The 17,665-nt window shown below is 36.5% G+C and carries 17 protein-coding genes; 10 read left to right on the forward strand and 7 right to left on the reverse strand.

Features of this window, described 5'->3' with window-relative positions:
* Window positions 1-287: 287 nt before the first annotated feature.
* Complete coding sequence (locus H3Z82_RS01070) at window positions 288-1,490, reverse strand: aminotransferase class I/II-fold pyridoxal phosphate-dependent enzyme (RefSeq protein WP_182202027.1); 1,203 nt, start codon at window positions 1,488-1,490, stop codon at window positions 288-290.
* 167 nt (window positions 1,491-1,657) lie between these two features.
* Here H3Z82_RS01070 and H3Z82_RS01075 point away from each other — a divergent pair, with 167 nt between their 5' ends.
* From H3Z82_RS01075 to lpdA, 3 genes are all read left to right on the forward strand, one after another.
* A complete protein-coding gene (locus tag H3Z82_RS01075; RefSeq protein WP_182202028.1) occupies window positions 1,658-2,116 on the forward strand; it encodes an Lrp/AsnC family transcriptional regulator in 459 nt (152 codons plus the stop codon).
* Window positions 2,117-2,121: 5 nt separating this feature from the next.
* Entirely contained in the window at window positions 2,122-2,748 is a 627-nt protein-coding gene (locus tag H3Z82_RS01080; protein WP_182202029.1) for a CPBP family intramembrane glutamic endopeptidase, read from the forward strand.
* A 118-nt stretch (window positions 2,749-2,866) separates the two neighbouring features.
* On the forward strand, window positions 2,867-4,267 hold the full coding sequence (lpdA, locus tag H3Z82_RS01085; RefSeq protein WP_182202030.1) for a dihydrolipoyl dehydrogenase: 1,401 nt from the start codon (window positions 2,867-2,869) through the stop codon (window positions 4,265-4,267).
* Window positions 4,268-4,429: 162 nt separating this feature from the next.
* On the opposite strand, the gene H3Z82_RS01090 is transcribed toward lpdA, so the two are convergent.
* From H3Z82_RS01090 to H3Z82_RS01110, 5 genes are all read right to left on the reverse strand, one after another.
* Window positions 4,430-5,020 (reverse strand): hypothetical protein, encoded by a 591-nt coding sequence (locus H3Z82_RS01090; RefSeq protein WP_182202031.1) that lies wholly within the window; start codon window positions 5,018-5,020, stop codon window positions 4,430-4,432.
* A gap of 218 nt (window positions 5,021-5,238) precedes the next feature.
* A complete protein-coding gene (locus tag H3Z82_RS01095; RefSeq protein WP_182202032.1) occupies window positions 5,239-6,807 on the reverse strand; it encodes a M28 family metallopeptidase in 1,569 nt (522 codons plus the stop codon).
* A gap of 119 nt (window positions 6,808-6,926) precedes the next feature.
* Window positions 6,927-7,967, reverse strand: a complete 1,041-nt coding sequence (locus tag H3Z82_RS01100) for a M28 family metallopeptidase (protein ID WP_182202033.1) — start codon at window positions 7,965-7,967, stop codon at window positions 6,927-6,929.
* Between the two features lie 102 nt (window positions 7,968-8,069).
* Window positions 8,070-8,474, reverse strand: a complete 405-nt coding sequence (locus tag H3Z82_RS01105) for an FUSC family protein (protein ID WP_182202034.1) — start codon at window positions 8,472-8,474, stop codon at window positions 8,070-8,072.
* A 3-nt stretch (window positions 8,475-8,477) separates the two neighbouring features.
* Complete coding sequence (locus tag H3Z82_RS01110; protein ID WP_182202035.1) at window positions 8,478-9,260, reverse strand: DUF3108 domain-containing protein; 783 nt, start codon at window positions 9,258-9,260, stop codon at window positions 8,478-8,480.
* Between the two features lie 221 nt (window positions 9,261-9,481).
* On the opposite strand from H3Z82_RS01110, the gene H3Z82_RS01115 reads away from it, so the two are divergent.
* Both H3Z82_RS01115 and H3Z82_RS01120 read left to right on the forward strand, forming a co-directional pair.
* Window positions 9,482-9,667 (forward strand): CsbD family protein, encoded by a 186-nt coding sequence (locus H3Z82_RS01115; RefSeq protein WP_182202036.1) that lies wholly within the window; start codon window positions 9,482-9,484, stop codon window positions 9,665-9,667.
* Between the two features lie 270 nt (window positions 9,668-9,937).
* Window positions 9,938-10,393, forward strand: coding sequence for a pyridoxamine 5'-phosphate oxidase family protein (locus tag H3Z82_RS01120; RefSeq protein ID WP_182202037.1), 456 nt, complete (start codon window positions 9,938-9,940; stop codon window positions 10,391-10,393).
* Between the two features lie 209 nt (window positions 10,394-10,602).
* Here H3Z82_RS01120 and H3Z82_RS01125 read toward each other — a convergent pair whose 3' ends face one another.
* On the reverse strand, window positions 10,603-12,192 hold the full coding sequence (locus H3Z82_RS01125; RefSeq protein ID WP_182202038.1) for an FMN-binding glutamate synthase family protein: 1,590 nt from the start codon (window positions 12,190-12,192) through the stop codon (window positions 10,603-10,605).
* Between the two features lie 627 nt (window positions 12,193-12,819).
* On the opposite strand from H3Z82_RS01125, the gene H3Z82_RS01130 reads away from it, so the two are divergent.
* The 5 genes from H3Z82_RS01130 to H3Z82_RS01150 all read left to right on the forward strand — a co-directional run bounded on the left by H3Z82_RS01130 (window position 12,820) and on the right by H3Z82_RS01150 (window position 17,490).
* Entirely contained in the window at window positions 12,820-13,983 is a 1,164-nt protein-coding gene (locus H3Z82_RS01130; RefSeq protein WP_182202039.1) for an MFS transporter, read from the forward strand.
* A 6-nt stretch (window positions 13,984-13,989) separates the two neighbouring features.
* A complete protein-coding gene (locus H3Z82_RS01135) occupies window positions 13,990-14,529 on the forward strand; it encodes a DsrE family protein (RefSeq protein ID WP_182202040.1) in 540 nt (179 codons plus the stop codon).
* A gap of 103 nt (window positions 14,530-14,632) precedes the next feature.
* Complete coding sequence (locus tag H3Z82_RS01140) at window positions 14,633-15,121, forward strand: GbsR/MarR family transcriptional regulator (RefSeq protein WP_182202041.1); 489 nt, start codon at window positions 14,633-14,635, stop codon at window positions 15,119-15,121.
* Window positions 15,122-15,436: 315 nt separating this feature from the next.
* Complete coding sequence (locus H3Z82_RS01145; protein ID WP_182202042.1) at window positions 15,437-16,288, forward strand: META domain-containing protein; 852 nt, start codon at window positions 15,437-15,439, stop codon at window positions 16,286-16,288.
* 128 nt (window positions 16,289-16,416) lie between these two features.
* Window positions 16,417-17,490, forward strand: a complete 1,074-nt coding sequence (locus tag H3Z82_RS01150) for an AOC03_06830 family ribosome hibernation factor (protein WP_235982214.1) — start codon at window positions 16,417-16,419, stop codon at window positions 17,488-17,490.
* The last annotated feature ends 175 nt before the right edge of the window (window positions 17,491-17,665 follow it).

The raw sequence follows: 17,665 nt of genomic DNA on the forward strand, positions 1-17,665 counted from the left end.
ATATTTATGCGATAAAAATAAGAAACAAAACTTACAAACATGTTGAAACCTTAGAAAATTGATATAATATTAACTTTCAAAGGCCACATGGGGCGTCAGGAGCATTATTTGACGGAAACAAGAACTGAAGCCGCAGAATAGAGGAAATCATACGTTTTAGGAAGAACGTACATGGGTTGATTTATTAAGCCACATCAAAACTTGCAAAAACAAAAAACGAAGTGAGAACTTTAAAATTTCACTTCGTTGTATTTGTCATTGGTATTAAATCTCAAAATTGTAACGTCTTATTTCAAAATCTTCAACTCTTTCATGCATGATTTCATCACAGAATAGGTCCTTTCAATATCCGCATCCAATCCAATAGAAAAACGAATCAATCCATCGCTAAGCCCCATTTCCTTTTGTTCGTTTAAAGGAATTTCCGAGGATGTTGAGCTTCCGGGCGCAGAAAATAAGGTCTTATAAAATCCGAGACTTACTGCAAGGTAACCGAGATTTCGCTTTTGCATCAATTCCATGAGGGCATTGGCTTTTTCTAAAGAACCTACGTCAAGGGTCAACATTCCTCCAAATCCGTATTTTTTATTCATCATCGTGGTGAACACCTCGTGGGATGGATGTGATGTCAAGCCAGGATAAACCGTTTTTAAACCATCGTTTTCGAAGTTTTCAGCCAAATACATTGCATTCAGACTGTGTTGTTGCATTCGGATATGTAGGGTTCGTAAATTTTTCAAAATGGATGCCGCCCTTAAACTGTCCATTGTGGCTCCCAATAACATGCAGGCGCCATCATTTACGTTTCGTAAATCGTCTATAAATTCTTGACTCCCGCATATAACTCCTCCCACGGTATCACTGGAACCATTAATGAATTTAGTTAAGCTATGAATAACAATATCCGCACCCATTTGGGCCGGTGAAATAGACAGTGGAGAAAACGTATTGTCAACGACAAGTTTTAAATTATGTTTTTTTGCCAATTTTGATAATCCTACAAGGTCTGCAACCTCTAATAGCGGATTGCTTACCGATTCGCAATACAATACCTTTGTTTTTGGAGTAATGGCTGCTTCAACCAAATCCAATTTGGTAATGTCCACGAATGAGGTTGCAATGTTAAAACGAGGTGCGAAATTTTTCAGAAAGGCATAAGTGCCACCATAAATAGTACGGCTTGATACTACATGGTCTCCTGCACCACATAAATGCATTAAAACCGAAGTAATGGCACCCATTCCTGAGGCCGTTACATTAGCAGTTGCTGTTCCTTCCATTGCGGCTAAAGCTTGGCCTAAGTAGAGATTGGAAGGGGTAGAGTGGCGGGAATATAAATAACAGCCGTCTGCATTTCCTTCAAACGTGTCAAACATGGTTTTTGCCGAAAGAAAGGTGTAGGTAGAAGAATCAGAAATAGAAGGGTTAACCCCTCCAAATTCACCAAAATATTGTAAATCCTGTATGTTGTTTGCCGGTTTAAATGCCATTTTGTTGCTGTTTTATAAGTTATAATGATTTCAAAGATGCTTTAATTTAGATGATTAATCAATAGAATTAATAATATTTAGATAAGTAATCTAACTATATGTAATTTTATAGATTTATATAAACCATTTTATACATTTATTACCGTTCAACTGAAAATTTTTCTATTATGAATTTTGATTCCATTGACAAGAATCTCCTCAAGCTTCTTCAAGACAATAGCAAACGCACCAACAAGGAAATCTCCAATATCCTAAATCTATCCGTTACAGCGGTTTATGAGCGCATTCGGAAATTGGAAAAGGAAGGCGTCATCTCAAAATATGTAGCCTTGATTGAAAAGCAAAAGGCCGATAAAAATTTTGTGGCGTTTTGCCATGTAAAACTTGTCCAACACACTCAGGATTACATTACTAAGTTTGAAAAAGAAGTGGCAAATCTTGCAGAAGTGATGGAATGTCACCATATTAGTGGTGATTATGATTATCTCTTAAAGGTTATTGTTTCAGATATGGAAGCTTTTAGAGAATTCATGGTCAATAAACTAACGTCCATCAACCATATTGGTAGTACCCATAGCATGTTTGTGATAAATGAAGTCAAGCATACTACCGCCATAACTATTTAATTTCAATGCAGTCAGTCTCCTATAAGCTTACTGAGTTTTTCTTGATTTTTATAATTCTTCCGGTGAGTTTTGCTTTAGATTATCCTTTTGTCATCAAAGCATTTCTTGCAATTTCGGGATTTTTTTATGTGATTTATGTTTTATTGAAAGTAGAAGGCAATAAATTCAGAATTGCACCAAATCTGCAATGGCGACTCTTTTGGAAACACGTTAGCATTAAGCTTCTGATCATTGCGTTTTTGACCATTGGATATATGTGGTTAACCGCAAAATCTGAGTTGTTTCATGTACTTTATCAAAAGCCTCAGCTTTGGGTGGTAATTTTATTCGCTTATGCGATGTTTTCAGTATATCCGCAAGAGTTGATTTACCGCACTTTGTATTTTCAACGCTATGCGTCGCTATTTAAGAGCAAGTCACTTTTTATTTTCGTCAATGCCATTGTGTTTTCATTGGCCCATATTTTCTATAGGAATCCCTTGGTGATGTTAATGACTTTTTTGGGCGGTATTCTTTTCGCCCTAACTTATGATAAAACAAAATCTACGCTGTTGGTTTCTATTGAACATGCCATATATGGATGTTGGTTATTTACGGTAGGCATGGGGCAGATGCTTGGATTTCCCGACTAAGGATTGGCGTAGTAAATTTATAATTTAAGAATATTAAAATCACAGGTTGTAATTCGGAAAAGGTCAATCAAAATCGTATTTTTGTATTCAATTTTAACAAACATCAAAAAACAATTTTATGAATTCATATGATGTAGCCATTATTGGCTCTGGTCCTGGAGGATACGTAGCAGCAATCCGTTGTGCACAATTAGGCATGAAAACTGCAATTATTGAAAAATATGCAACGCTTGGCGGCACGTGTCTCAATGTTGGCTGTATTCCTAGTAAAGCCTTGTTAGATTCTTCTCATCATTACGAAGATGCCGTGAAGCATTTTGAAGAACATGGGATTGAGGTCCCAGGAGATATTAAAGTGAACCTAAAGCAGATGATCTCTCGTAAACAGGCTGTTGTAGATCAGACCACTGGGGGTATCGATTTTTTGATGAAGAAGAACAAAATTGATGTATATCAAGGCTTGGGCTCTTTTAAAGATGCCACACATATCACTATCAAAGGTGAGAAAACCGAAGAGATAGAAGCAAAACATACCATAATTGCCACCGGCAGTAAACCATCCAATTTACCTTTTATTGAATTGGACAAAGAGCGCATTGTCACTTCAACTGAAGCGTTGAAACTCAAGGAAATCCCTAAACATTTAATTGTTATAGGTGGTGGTGCTATCGGATTGGAGCTTGGACAGGTCTATAGAAGATTGGGTGCAGAAGTGACGGTCATTGAATATATGGACCGTTTGATCCCTACTATGGATGCAGGTTTATCACGAGAATTGAATAAGGTGTTTAAGAAGGCCAAATTTAGTGTCAACGTGTCGCATCAGGTTAAGTCTGTTGAGCGAAAGGGTGATGAGGTTATTGTTAAAGCCGATAATAAAAAAGGTGAGGAAGTTGAGTTTAAAGGTGATTATTGCCTAGTTTCTGTAGGTAGACGTCCTTATACAGACGGACTCAATGCTGAGGCTATAGGTGTAAAACTGACGGATAGAGGTCAAGTTGAAGTGAATGAACATTTGCAAACCAGTGTCAAAAATATATATGCTATTGGTGATGTGGTAAAAGGGGCTATGTTGGCTCATAAAGCTGAAGAAGAAGGCGTTTTTGTTGCAGAAAGCCTTGCAGGTCAAAAACCGCATATCAATTATAATTTAATTCCCGGCGTCGTGTATACTTGGCCAGAAGTGGCGGCTGTAGGAAAAACTGAAGATGAACTTAAAGAGGCTGGAGTAGCTTATAAATCAGGGCAGTTTCCGATGCGTGCTTTAGGTAGGAGTAGAGCAAGTATGGACTTGGACGGTTTTGTGAAGGTTCTTGCGGATAAAGAAACCGATGAAATTCTTGGAGTTCATATGATTGGTGCCCGTGCTGCAGATATGATTGCAGAAGCTGTTGTAGGCATGGAGTTTAGAGCGTCGGCAGAAGATATTTCCCGAATCTCCCATGCGCATCCAACGTATACCGAAGCGTTTAAGGAAGCGGCTTTGGCTGCTACCGATGACAGAGCTTTGCATATCTAAGCTTTAATCATAAAGCTCAAAATAATTAAAAGAGAAGGTGAATGTACATGCATTCACCTTCTCTTTTTTATACCTACCATTGGACTTTAACATTCCGACGTTTTTAATTTATAACCCTGAGCTTTAATTTCTCTAAGGATTGGTATTGACGCTTAAACTAATCTATACTTCTTGAAGTAAATCAATAATGCGAAGTTTTTTATTGTAATCGGCTTCATTCACGTCTCTAATTAGGCAATAGGCATTTACGGCTTTGTCTTTTACCTTTTTCAAGAGCTCCTTCATAGTGCACGGCCCATATTCCTTAGAGCGTTGAATATAGTAGAACTCGTGCTCAGATATGAGTTCCGATGCCTTTTTCATGTATTTTTCTTTCAGGTACTTTTTGACGTCGTCTTTATTGTTTATCGCAGTGTTATAATTGGTGGCGTTAATGAAAAACGAATAATCCTCTGAGGCTTTTTGATTTAAAACCAATACATCCTTATCCTTATAATACGCCTTAATCAGTACGATGCCATCTTCAGTGGTAATGGACAGGAAATTCGAATTGATATAACTCCATCTTGTCTTGGTAATTTCATCGTTTTCAGAAATGACCAATTCATTATTGGGTTTAAAAATATACACAGCCTTGGCGTCTTCAATGCCGTTGATCAAAATCCATTCCTGATTGATAAACTGATGGTCGTAATGCAGCGAATAATCAAATGGTTCTAAATTTGGAACAATATTGTATAAGAAATTTCTCAAGGCGACAGAATAGGTTAAAATTAAATCATCAAATGTTTCTAATTAATTTAAAGCTACATCATATTTTTCAAATCACATCATTTGAACGTTTTAGGGAAGTTTTTTTAGATGAAATGTAAATTTTAAGTGGTTTTTCAGATTAGAATCAACCTTTAAGAATAAAAAAGGACGAAACCGTTCGGTTTCGTCCTTTAAAATTTTAATCGGAATTTAAATGGTTACTGACTCGCTTTGTCAACAATAATTCGGTTTTCACGGTTGGCCAATTTCCAAGCCGTATAAAACACTAATTTTGTCCTGTTTTCCAATAAATCATATTCAATTTTATCAGGGGTATCAGTCGGTCTGTGATAATCGTCATGCGTTCCATTAAAATAAAATATTACCGGAACATTATTTTTTGCAAAATTATAATGGTCTGATCTGAAATAAAATCGGTTAGGATCGTTATCGTCATTAAAGGTATAATCCAAAGTAATATTGGTGTATTTACTATTGGCTTCTTCCGAAATATTATGAAGATCGGTACTCAGTTTATCAGAACCAATTAAATACACATAATTTCTATCGCCTTCACGTTTTGGATCTATTCTTCCAATCATATCAATATTCAGATTGGCAATGGTGTTTTCCAATGGAAATACAGGGTTCACGTCAGTATAATAACTGGAGCCTAAAAGCCCTTTTTCTTCACCTGTAACGTGTAAAAATAAGATGGATCGTTTTGGACCATGGCCGGCAGCCTGTGCCAATTTAAAGGCTTCTGCAATTTCCAACAGAGCTACGGTTCCGGAGCCATCATCATCTGCGCCATTGTATATTTCACCATCCTTTATGCCTTCATGATCTAAATGCGCAGAAAGTACTAAAACTTCATCAGGTTTTTCAGAACCTTTGATGAATGCCAATACATTCTCGGAATGCACATCTTCAGAATGGCTGGTCACCTTAATTTCTAAATTTGTGGCAATGTCTTTTGAGGTTTTATTTGTTTCAATATCCGCTAAAAGTGCCTTTCCTAACTTCTCACTGATTAAAATTTGAATCATGGCATCTTGTTTGTCCTTAAGTGCAATACGACTATTACGACCAGATTTAGCCGCAGCTTGCATAAAGTTAGAAACCATTTTTAAATAAGGCTCATCCATAACCAATAGAACTTTGGCGCCTTTGGTTTTGGCCACTTCTCTTTTAGATGAAAGTGCTTGTCTTCCAACCGACCATTTTGTGTCTTCCTTGGTTCCGGTAGTCACATAAGTACCGTCGTCATTTTTTGGCTCTCCAGACTTGATCAATACAATTTTATCCTTAACGTCTAAACCGGTATAACTTGAATAGTTTTCAGAATCAATACCGTAGCCCGCATAAACAATGTCAGATGCCGTTATGGTTTGTGAAGAAGCAGATCCGGCAGTGACAAAATCTGTATAATTCTCAAAGTTGATACCGTTGATCGTGATGTCGGTTTCTGGTGATTTTTGATTGATCAAAGGTACATCTTGAAAGTAATTGTCACCTGAGAATGGCGACGGAACTCCCATTGAAATGTATTGATCCTTTAAGAACTCGACAGCCATTTTCTGACCCTTAGACCCTGTATCACGGCCTTCAAATTCATCGGATGCGAAAGTGTACAACAATTCTTTCAATTCTCCAGAGGTAATGGTGTTGCCATAGACCGTTGGGTCAACTGAAACAATGGTTTCAGGTGGTGTAGCCTGTTGCTGGCTTGATCCGCAAGCAAAAAGACTTAATGCAATACTTGCAATAATTAGAGACTTTTTCATTAAAATATAAATTAAATGTAAGTGAAATGCGATAATACGAAAAAGAGGAGAATTTAAGTTTTAATCCGCAATTCATTTAACAAACTTTAACAAGAAAAGAGCTGTTGCTCCACTTTAGCTTAAATTTTACCCATTTTAAGACGCTCCTCACTATTGGCAAGATACCAAGCAGTTGCGAAAATAAGCTGCGTTCGTTTTTGTAATAGTGGATAATTAATTTTGTCGGGTGTATCTGTAGGTTGGTGGTAATCTTTATGCTCACCATTAAAATAAAAAATGACCGGAATGTTTCTATAAGCAAAATTGTAATGATCAGAACGGTAGTAATACCGGTTTGAATCGTCTTCAGCATTATACTTATAGTCAAGTGTTAAATTTGTAAACTGATTGTTTGCCGCTTCAGATATATAATGTAGCTCAGTGCTCAATCGGTCTGCACCAATAATATAAACATAATTTTCTATTTGCTTTCTTTCGTGAATTTTATCCACGCGTCCTATCATGTCAATATTTAAATTTGCCACGGTATTGTCCAAAGCATAAATGGGGTGTTTGACATAATAATTGGAACCTAAAAGTCCCGATTCTTCAGCCGTAAAATGTAGAAAAAGAATACTTCTTCTTGGACCATGGCCATCCTTTTTGGCTTGGGCAAACGCTTTGGCCATTTCCATCACAGCTGCAGTCCCTGAGGCATTGTCATCGGCACCAAAATATATCTGATCGTTGGAGGCGCCAAGATGGTCTAGATGGGCAGAAATTACAATAACCTCTTCAGGAAGTTCTGAACCCTCTATATAAGCAACAACGTTTTGAGTGCTTGGACTATCCTTTGAGAAATACGATCTCGGAATCCGCTGATAGTAATTGTCATAACCTAATGGCGACGGAATTTCATGGTCCACATAAAAGTCCTTAAGATAATTTGAGGCTCTATGGTGCCCTATTTTGCCAGTCTCCCTACCTTCAAAGTCTTTTGATGACAAGGTATAAACCAGGGTTCTTAACTCTTCAGACGTGATTAAATTACTGTATTTTTGAATGGTTTCAGGGTCCTCGAAAACAATACTTTCTTTTAGATTGTCAATTTTTTGAGTATATCTAATGTTTGCACAAGAACCAACGAGTGTGAGTGCTGAAGCAATGAGAAGTGCCTTCATTTATCTAGGATTAATTAGCCATCAAATAAAACAAAATAAAAACGAATAGAGAAGCATTCGCGCATTTAAGTGCTGTATGTCAATAGGTGTATTCAAGTAATGTTATTGTTCTTCCAAGTCTTCTAAATCGGGGAGTTCTTCAATTTCTAAGGCATCTGACTCCGAACTGTCAAGATCCATTTCATCAATTTCCAAACCTTCCAAGATTTCTTTTGAATCTTCCATGGAAGCTTCTTTCTTTAACTCCAGTTCTTCCATATTTCCTACTTCAGCAGTATTAAAAATAGATTTATATATGGTTAGAACCAATGAGATAATTGTCAATATGAAAATCAATTGCACTGTTTTTCTCGGCATTTGCGTTCGTTTAGATATATAAAACGCAACAAAGCCAAATATCAGTGCCGCTACCGCTGGGATATAAGCAATTTGTGATAACGGTGTCACCGCTAAAATCAATGCTAAAACTGCGGTAATAATTCCTAAAACAATAAATAGAGACCTCATAGTTTAATTTTTTAAGCCGGTTGCTGATTTGATCTTAAGTTCGCCGTTGCCCACTGGGATTTTAAATTTCGCATATACAGGGATCTTATTGGCATCTGCCGTGAGATACAATAAGTTATCATTTGTTCCGCCTTTAAGTATATCTTTATTCTTCAGGGATAACGCCAATTTGTAACACTCTTTTTTGCCAATGGCCGTATTAATGGTTTCCTTGCTTACGTACTTTACACTGATTACCATCTCTTCGTTATCAAAAATAACCTTAAAATTTTGGACCTCGCCAGGCGTAGCTTTATGGATGTCCAAATTACGAATATGATAAATGGTGGTTACAATATCTTTGGTGCCGGCGTTGATTTTGACCGAAGTTGTTTTATCAATAGTCTCGCCCTTACTATTCTTTTTGCGCATTAAGCTTTTAACGGAATTAGTCTTATGGCTGAACGTATATTGCATAAACTTGTAGTAGTTGCCTTCGTTAATATCGCGTTTGTATAAGTAAGGTGTCAGGCTTGTAGGACTGACATAACTTTCATAAAGATCACGGATTTTAAAAAAGCCATCCCATTTAGTATATGTAGCTGCAGTACATTTGAGGTGTAATAGGGTAGCATTTGACGTTTTGACCTGACCCGTTTCCATAGTCACTTGTGCAATTTCGGTCATTAAGCCAGACATATTATATGCGGCCGTAAAGGTTAGCTTTTCTCCCACTGCAATAGTATTGTTTTGGCCTAATACCATAGCGCCGTATATAAAAATGCTAACAAGTAAGATGTGTTTCATATTTGAAAATTAGACCTCAAAGATATTTATATAAACATTAATAATCCTCATTTTATTTATAAGCTTTTGCACCATTCATCCCACAGGGAAACAGCAATTAATACTGTTAAATTAATCCCAAATTAGCAAACGCATTAATGATTGCGTCTTTTGAGATACGCAATGGATAGTAATAGATGTAATTTTATGTAGAACAATTATTAACTTAAAACTTAAACATTATGAACTCAGATCAATTTGAAGGTAAATGGAAACAAATTAAAGGTGAATTTAAAAAGAAATACGGAAAAATCACCGATGATGAATATACCGAAGCCGAAGGTAACTTTGATAAGATAGCTGGAAAAGTGCAAGAGCGCTACGGCAAATCTAAAGAAGATTTAAAGAAGGAAATTGATAACTGGTAGAATACCACTTATTGATTTATGGAAAGGTTCCCAAACGTCTTGTTTGGGAACCTTTTTATTTTCCGGCAATGGGTTTTTAATACCCCGAAATTCTTGATTTAATAGCCTTATGATACTTTGCAGGAAACGCTTAATAAAGCAGGCCTAATCAGGGTGTTGTAAGCCTGAGGGATTCTTTCACTCTTTTTGGTTCAAACCAAATAAACTGACCGATATCATTGTTGGTAACTCTACATTGCCGTATCTTGGTAAAATAAAACAACTAACATCATGTACACTAATCTAGACGAAAAAGCCTGTTTGAAGGTTCTTAAAAACGATTACTTAGGACATTTGTCCTACATTTATCAAAACAGACCATTTGTTGTTCCCATTACCTATTTTTATGATGCCGAAACGAATGTCATAATATGCTATTCGGCTGAAGGCCATAAAATGAATGCGATGAGAAAAAACAATGAAGTAGCTTTCAATATTGTCGATGTTGATGGTCTTACTAATTGGAAATCAGTAATGGTGCACGGCAAATTTGAACAACTCTTTGGCAGTGATGCCAAATCTTATCTGCATGTGTTTTCTTTAGGAATCAAAACTTTGATCGCTGAAAAGGAATTGAAAGAGTTGAGTTTTATTAGTGAATTTTCAAGTAAGGCAATTAATGAAAATATCCCAATGATTTTTATCATTAAGGTTGAGGAGATTACAGGTAAGACACGCAAGGAATAAGTCGCTAAATATTTTCTGTATTCGTCTTAAGAGAGCGGGCTGTCACGTCATCAGCCTTAAGGACAGATTGATAATTTCTCAAGGACTCCAAGAATAGGTACAAACTTTTGAAACCTCAGACCTAATCTTAAGTTGAACCATAAAAAAAAAGGCCATCGAATGAGGCCTTTTTTTTATGGTCTGAATTTATTGACTCAAATTTCCCTGACTTATTTCATGATACGCGTCAGATGGAAAAATTTCTTATAACTCTCAGGAATGGTGTTAATGTCCAAAAGTGAATTAGGCTCCATGTATGGATAAATTTCGTCGTAAGTTTTTACATCATAAAGACCCACCCTTTTGCTAATGTGGTTACGGGTCAATTCACTAGGATCATTCAAGCCTGCTGCCGCAACAAGTTCCAAAAAGCTATGTATGGTAGCTTCATGGTATCTTTTGGCTCTAGGCCATTTATCTTCTACAACCAATCCTTTTACCAAAGAAGGGTTTTGTGTAGCAACCCCAGTCGGACAGGTGTTCAAGTTACATTGCAATGCTTGGATACACCCTACGGCCAACATCATGGCTCTTGCACTATTACAACCGTCAGCACCAAGCGCAATGGCTCTTGCCATGTGGAATCCGGTAATGATTTTGCCGGCAACAATAACTTTAATCTCTTTTCTTAACCCAAAACCAACCAAGGTATCATGAACAAAAATGAGACCTTCACGAAGTGGCATTCCCATGGAGTTTGAAAATTCTACCGGAGCAGCACCTGTACCGCCTTCACCACCATCAATAGTGATAAAGTCAGGAGTAATACCCGTGTAAATCATCGCTTCACAGAAATCCATGAATTCTTGTTTCCTTCCTAAACATAATTTAAATCCAATAGGTTTTCCGTCACTTAAATCTCTAAGGCGTTTTATAAAGTGCATAAACTGGATAGGATCGGCAAATGCAGTATGCGACGGTGGAGAATGAACTGCAACGCCAGGTTTTACGTGTCTTATACGGGCTATTTCTTCGGTATTTTTAGCAGCTGGTAATATCCCGCCATGGCCAGGTTTTGCACCTTGCGATAGTTTTATTTCAATCAATTTTACCTGAGGTCTTAGAGCATTTTCCCTAAAGGTGACGTCATTAAACGTACCGTCATCATTTCTACATCCAAAATACCCAGTTCCAATTTGCCAGATAAGGTCGCCACCATACTTAATATGATGATCACTAATTCCACCTTCACCCGTATTATGGGCAAAATGACCCATTTTAGCACCTTTGTTCAATGCTAAGATTGCATTGTTGCTCAAAGACCCAAAACTCATGGCAGATATGTTCAACAAGCTTGAAGAATACGGTTGTTTACAATCTTTACCACCAATCAGTAACCTCGGAAACTCTCCAATTTCCTTTGGATTTTGCTTTGCGTACATGGAATGTTCCAGCCATTCGTAACCTGAATGGTAGATGTCCATTTGTGTCCCGAAAGGCTCAGTATCTGTTTGACCTTTAGCCCGTCGGTAAATCAATGATCGTAGAATACGATTTAAAGGCCTTCCTTCAGTATCTGTCTCCACAAAATATTGCATGATTTCCGGGCGAATGGATTCAAGCATATATCTGGCACGACCAATTAAAGGGAAGTTTCGTCGGATGGTATGACTCTTTTGAAATATATCAAAGACACCCAACAATATGAGTGGAATAACAATTACAAAAGCCCATAGAATAGGACTCCAAAATAGAGCGATTCCAACGATTGCTACTACGACTATAACCGAAATTAAAATAAATTTTTCGCGAACTTTCATCTCTTAAATGGATTTAAAATGCAAATATACTATTACAAAATCGGAATGCATACTAAAACGAAATAGTTTAAATGAATTTTTATATTATTTAATTCAATATTTTAAATTTGAACTAAAAGCGATTCTATTTTCGACGAATTATAAAACTGAATTAACAGAAAAGACTTAGCTGAGAGATGTAAATTACTGAAGATTTATAACGCGACATAGGTGGATCATATAAGATAAATGGTTTGATCAGGTCTTATCTTGCCAATTAGTTCGATTGCTAAAACATTTTACCACTAAGCATTACAAAAATTTTGCGGTATTTTGGTATTTGAAGCATGAATTTAAAATCAGCGAAAAGTTGATAAAAGATATCGAGGAAAAACAACATGACATGTTTGTTGAAAAAGTGGTAGTGCGTCTTGAAGGACCCTCAACCTAAGAGGAGGCCTAATTGAAATACGATAGCCTTTAAAAACTTTTCTGATATGGACCCATTTGTCCCATCTGAAATTTATCTTTGTCTAATTATGGAGGTGCTTTATATATCTAAATGTAAATGTCAGCTCAATCCATCTTAATTTTAAACAGGCTTAACTTGAATATGAGAATCACCCATAAATTTTACCTGCAGACGTAATGGCATCTAAACTTTCAAATTCGGTCTTGTACCTCATGAGCTTATCTGCAGGTCTGGTGGTCGCAAATTTGTATTATAATCAGCCTTTATTAAATCTTATTTCTGATTCGTTTAACGTCACTGAGGCTGCCGTTAGTAATGTGGCATTATCTACTCAATTGGGATACGCCTTTGGATTACTGTTTATAATTCCATTGGGAGATAAACTTTCCAATCATAAGATCCTTCAGTTCGATTTTGTGCTTATGATTGCTGCCCTTATAGCGGCTGGAATGTCACAAACCTTGATTGCATTGATTGTCAGCAGTTTTTTTATTGGTTTTACATCTGCAATTCCACAGTTGTTTGTTCCCATGGCAGCCCAGTTATCTGACGAAAATGAGAGAGGCCGTGCTATTGGAATTGTTATGAGCGGATTGTTGATTGGAATTTTGGGCAGTAGGATCATCAGTGGTTTTATTGGCGATGCATTTGGCTGGCGCGTGATGTATTTTGCGGCAACAGTATTGATGGTAATTTTGTTTATTATTTTAAAATGGAAGCTTCCTAATTTGAAACCCAATTATCAAGGAAGCTATGGTGATTTAATGCGTTCGCTTTGGTCTTATCTTAAAACAGAACCGTCTTTACGGTTGGCAGCTTTGCGGGGCGCATTGGGCTTTGCTGGTTTGAGTGCGTTTTGGACGACACTGGTTTTTCTTATGGAAGATTCCTTTGGCTATGGCAGCACTGTTGCCGGAGCTTTCGGAATATTTGGAATAGCCGGTGCACTTGGTGCCACCGTAGTAGGAAAACTGAGCGATAAAGTCAGCAAAAATAAAATTATCTTCTATTCGGCGCTCCTACTTATTCTTTCTTGGTTGATTTTCATGATGTCTGGCCAATCCATCATCGGACTGATTTTAGGTATTATTTTGGTGGACTTAGCGTTACAGGCCTTGCATATTACCAATCAAAACATTATTTTTTCAAAACATCCAGAGGCTCGTAATCGAGTCAATACCGTATATATGGTCGGGTTTTTTATAGGGGGAGCACTGGGCACAGTTTTGGGCGCTGTGGCATGGCAACAGTTCCGTTGGGAAGGCGTGAGTTGGTTGGGTATAATTCTATCTGTATTGATATTGTTAGCGCACCTTTTTTTTAGAAAGAAAACATTATAAAAAGTTATGAAAATTACACTGAAATTCATTGTCATTATTGCAGTATTTAATTTCCAAACTCCGTTGAAGGCACAAGATTGGAAAACGCCAATTATCCAAGGTTACGGAAAAATCATCCATTATGATCAGGCAGAGAATACGCCAGATCCATCCAAAGAATACAAAATAATATTTCACATTAAAGATGGGAAGGAGCGTGAGAACGTTAACGAAGGTCTTTGGAAAATAGCACGACTGATTAATCTTATGGGCAATTATCAAGTACCGCATAAAAATTTAAAGATTGTGGCCGTCATCAGCGGAACTGCGACGCCTGTTGTATTGACAAACAAGGAACATCAAGAGCGGGAACAAAGAAATAACCCAAACCTCGATTTGCTGAGTAAATTGAAGCAGCATAAGGTCAAAATTTTAGTTTGCGGACAAGCGTTGGGGAAACATAAAATAGACGCAATTAAAGACCTCAATCCTTTTGTAGAAATTACAACATCGTCTCTCATAGCCCTTCCAAGTTATCAAATGGAAGGCTATGTGCCTATGTTCTAACATTGTTGATAACCCAATGCCAGGAAAGAATAACAAAACTTTAATATAATTTAGTTCGATATGTTATGAACTAAGTGTATTTTTATAGAAAAGTTAGTTAGTTATGGCTCTTTTGAAAGAAAAACTAAAATTAATAGAAGACATTGGTCTTCGATTGGAAACGAGGTTGCAAATTGCGCCTCTGGCAGCACGAATTTATGCGTTATTGACCTTGTCTTCTTATAACGGATTGACCTTTGAGGAGATTCGTGAGATTATTGGTTCGAGTAAAAGTTCGACGTCGGTAAACTTGAAGGTGCTTACCCAATTAAAATACATTGAATACTATACAAAGTCAGGAGATAGAAAACGCTACTTTCGGGTTGCAAAATATTTTCAGCTAACAACCTTAGAAGCGCATTTCGAAACTTTGGAGAATGAAATGGTTTTGGTTAAGAAAATCAATTCTTATAATAGGGAATATTATCCTGAGAAATTCACCAATGAGAAGTCCTTGGGTGATATTACGACAGCCTATTTGGAAAAAATGAAAGCGCTCGTTGAAACGACCATTGAAGAAATTAAAACTCACCAGATTTCTGAAACACGATAAGAAGGCAATCTAAGGCACAAACTCTCAAAAAATAAACTTTAACAATAGTTTACCTCTATTTAGTTCGTAGTGTTATGAACTAAACTTAAATTTGTACTATAGAGGTCTTGTAGTATTGTAAATATCGTCCAATGCTGTTGAAGTCATCCTTATTTGAGACACGGTATTTCTTGATGGAGTTAAATAACTCTTAATTCTCTATGGATATTTACAGGAAGGTATGGTTCTTGGAACGTTGAGATGGCTTCTATATAACCATATGTAATCTTAAGAGACAAATATGAAATTGAATCAATAAAAAACATAACCATGAATATGAAAATTAAAACACTCACATTAGCCCTTTTAGCAATTACCATCATGAGCTGTAATACGGGGAAAAAGTCAAATGCAAATCCAGAAGTTTCAGGCAATGATGCTGAAATGACCACTCCAGAAAACACTGCCGATGTGCAGTCCATTGAAAACACAAAATGGATTATCACTACTTTAGAAGGTCAGGACATGTCCGATCGTGAAGAGAACGGCCAGGTGATTTATTTCACATTAAACTCTGAGGACAACCGCGTTAACGGTTTCTCAGGATGTAATAGTTTTATGGGCACCTATAAATTAGAAGAAGGTAATCGAATTTCTTTTTCACAGATGGGAGTAACCAAGATGGCTTGTCCAGATGCAAAAATTGACGAGTCCCAAATTCTAAGCGTTTTTGAACATGCTGATAATTTTACTATAACCGACGGTAAACTAGCATTAAATAAAGCTAAGAGAGCGCCATTGGCAACATTTAAAAAAGGAGTTATGGAAGATGAATCTATTGTTGGTAAATACTGGAAGTTGAAAACTTTGCAAGGTCAGGATGTCCAAATGGCCGATAACCAAGAGCGTGAAATCTATTTTACTTTACAGTCTCAAGATAACCGTGTGAACGGGTTTGCGGGTTGTAATACCGTTAACGGTGAATATACTTTGGAAGAAGGAAACCGTATTCGTTTTAAAGGGATGATGACCACTTTAAAAGCTTGTCCAGATGTAGATGTCAATGAATCTGAATTCTTAGAAGTCTTTGAACTTGCAGATAACTATACTATTGTGGATGATGTATTGAGTTTAAACGTGGGAAGAAGAGCGCCATTGGCAGTTTTTGAAGCCGTTTATTTTGACTAAATTTATTCGCACCTTTAGGTTTTACTACCCCGAGTTTTTATATTCTGACCATTAGTGCCTGATGTTATAACTATGAGGCAACTGATATTTTGAAATATTTATTTATTAATCAATTTAAAACTTGAAAAATGAACACAACCTTAAAAAAGCTTAAAGACATCAGTTCGGAAAACTGTATTACTATTATCATGAATTCCCACCGAACCAAACCTGATTATCTTAAAGATGAATTAGCTCTTAAAAATCACATCAAAGAAGTTGAAACAAGACTTCTTGCAGATACTAATAAAAAAGACGCTACAAAATTAATTGACAAATTGCACGCGCTTGCGGCAGACATTGATCACAGTCGTAATTTGGACAGCTTATTGCTTTTTGTAAACCATGATGTAGCTGAGTATTCAAGATTGCCAATTAAAGTTGTAGACCGTGTGATTATAGATAATACCTTTGCTACAAGGGATTTAGTGCGATCCATCCACGCTGAATCACACTATTACTTATTGGTTTTAAGTCAGGATAAGGCACGATTAATTGAGGCATTGAATGATAAGGTAGTCAAAGAATTTGGATCAACGTTTCCTATGGAAAACCAACACTCTTTTTCCAAAAACAAAACTCAAGCCGCGACAGCATCACGACAATCAAGTTTGATTAATGAGTTTTTTAATCAAGTGGATAAAGAAGTGAATCGCATTAGAAAAGAAAATCCACTTCCTGTCTTAATTTCCACTGTCGAAGAAAACTATTCTGAATATTTAAAAGTTGCAGACGAAAAGCAGAGCATTTACGATACTTATCTGAACAAAAACAGAATGGCTGAAAAAGATCATGCAATCGTTTCAGAAGCTTACAAGATTATTGAAACTTATAACACCAAAAGAAACAACGATCGAAAGGCTGAATTGTTAAAAGCGGTATCTGAAAACAAATTCTTAAGTGACACAAATGAGATTTGGAAAGCCATTTCCCAAGGAAAAATACAAACACTTTTTATTGAGCAAGGCTTATTTCAACCCGCTATTTTAGAAAATGATAGAATTGTGTATGTGTCAGAAGACCAAAGAACGGATAAAGAGGTCATCGATGATATTTATGATGAAATGATTGAGATGAATATGGATTTTGGAGGTGACGTTGTTTTCCTTCCAAAAGGAGAATTGGATAAATTCAACGGGTTTGGCGCAGTTACGCGTTATTAAAAGTTCTTGCATATTAAAATGGGCATTCGTTATTAGTAAGGTATTTAGCTAATGCTATTTATTTTGGTTTTAAAGTCTTTTGAAAAGAATTTTATTCAATATTAAAATTCTTTAGTAACCAGGAAAAAATAAAATAGGACTGCTTGGACAAATTTAATTTAAACGCTAATTGCCT

Origin of the sequence: Gelidibacter maritimus (assembly GCF_014062315.1) — a bacterium.
GTDB classification, from domain to species: Bacteria; Bacteroidota; Bacteroidia; order Flavobacteriales; family Flavobacteriaceae; genus Gelidibacter; species Gelidibacter maritimus.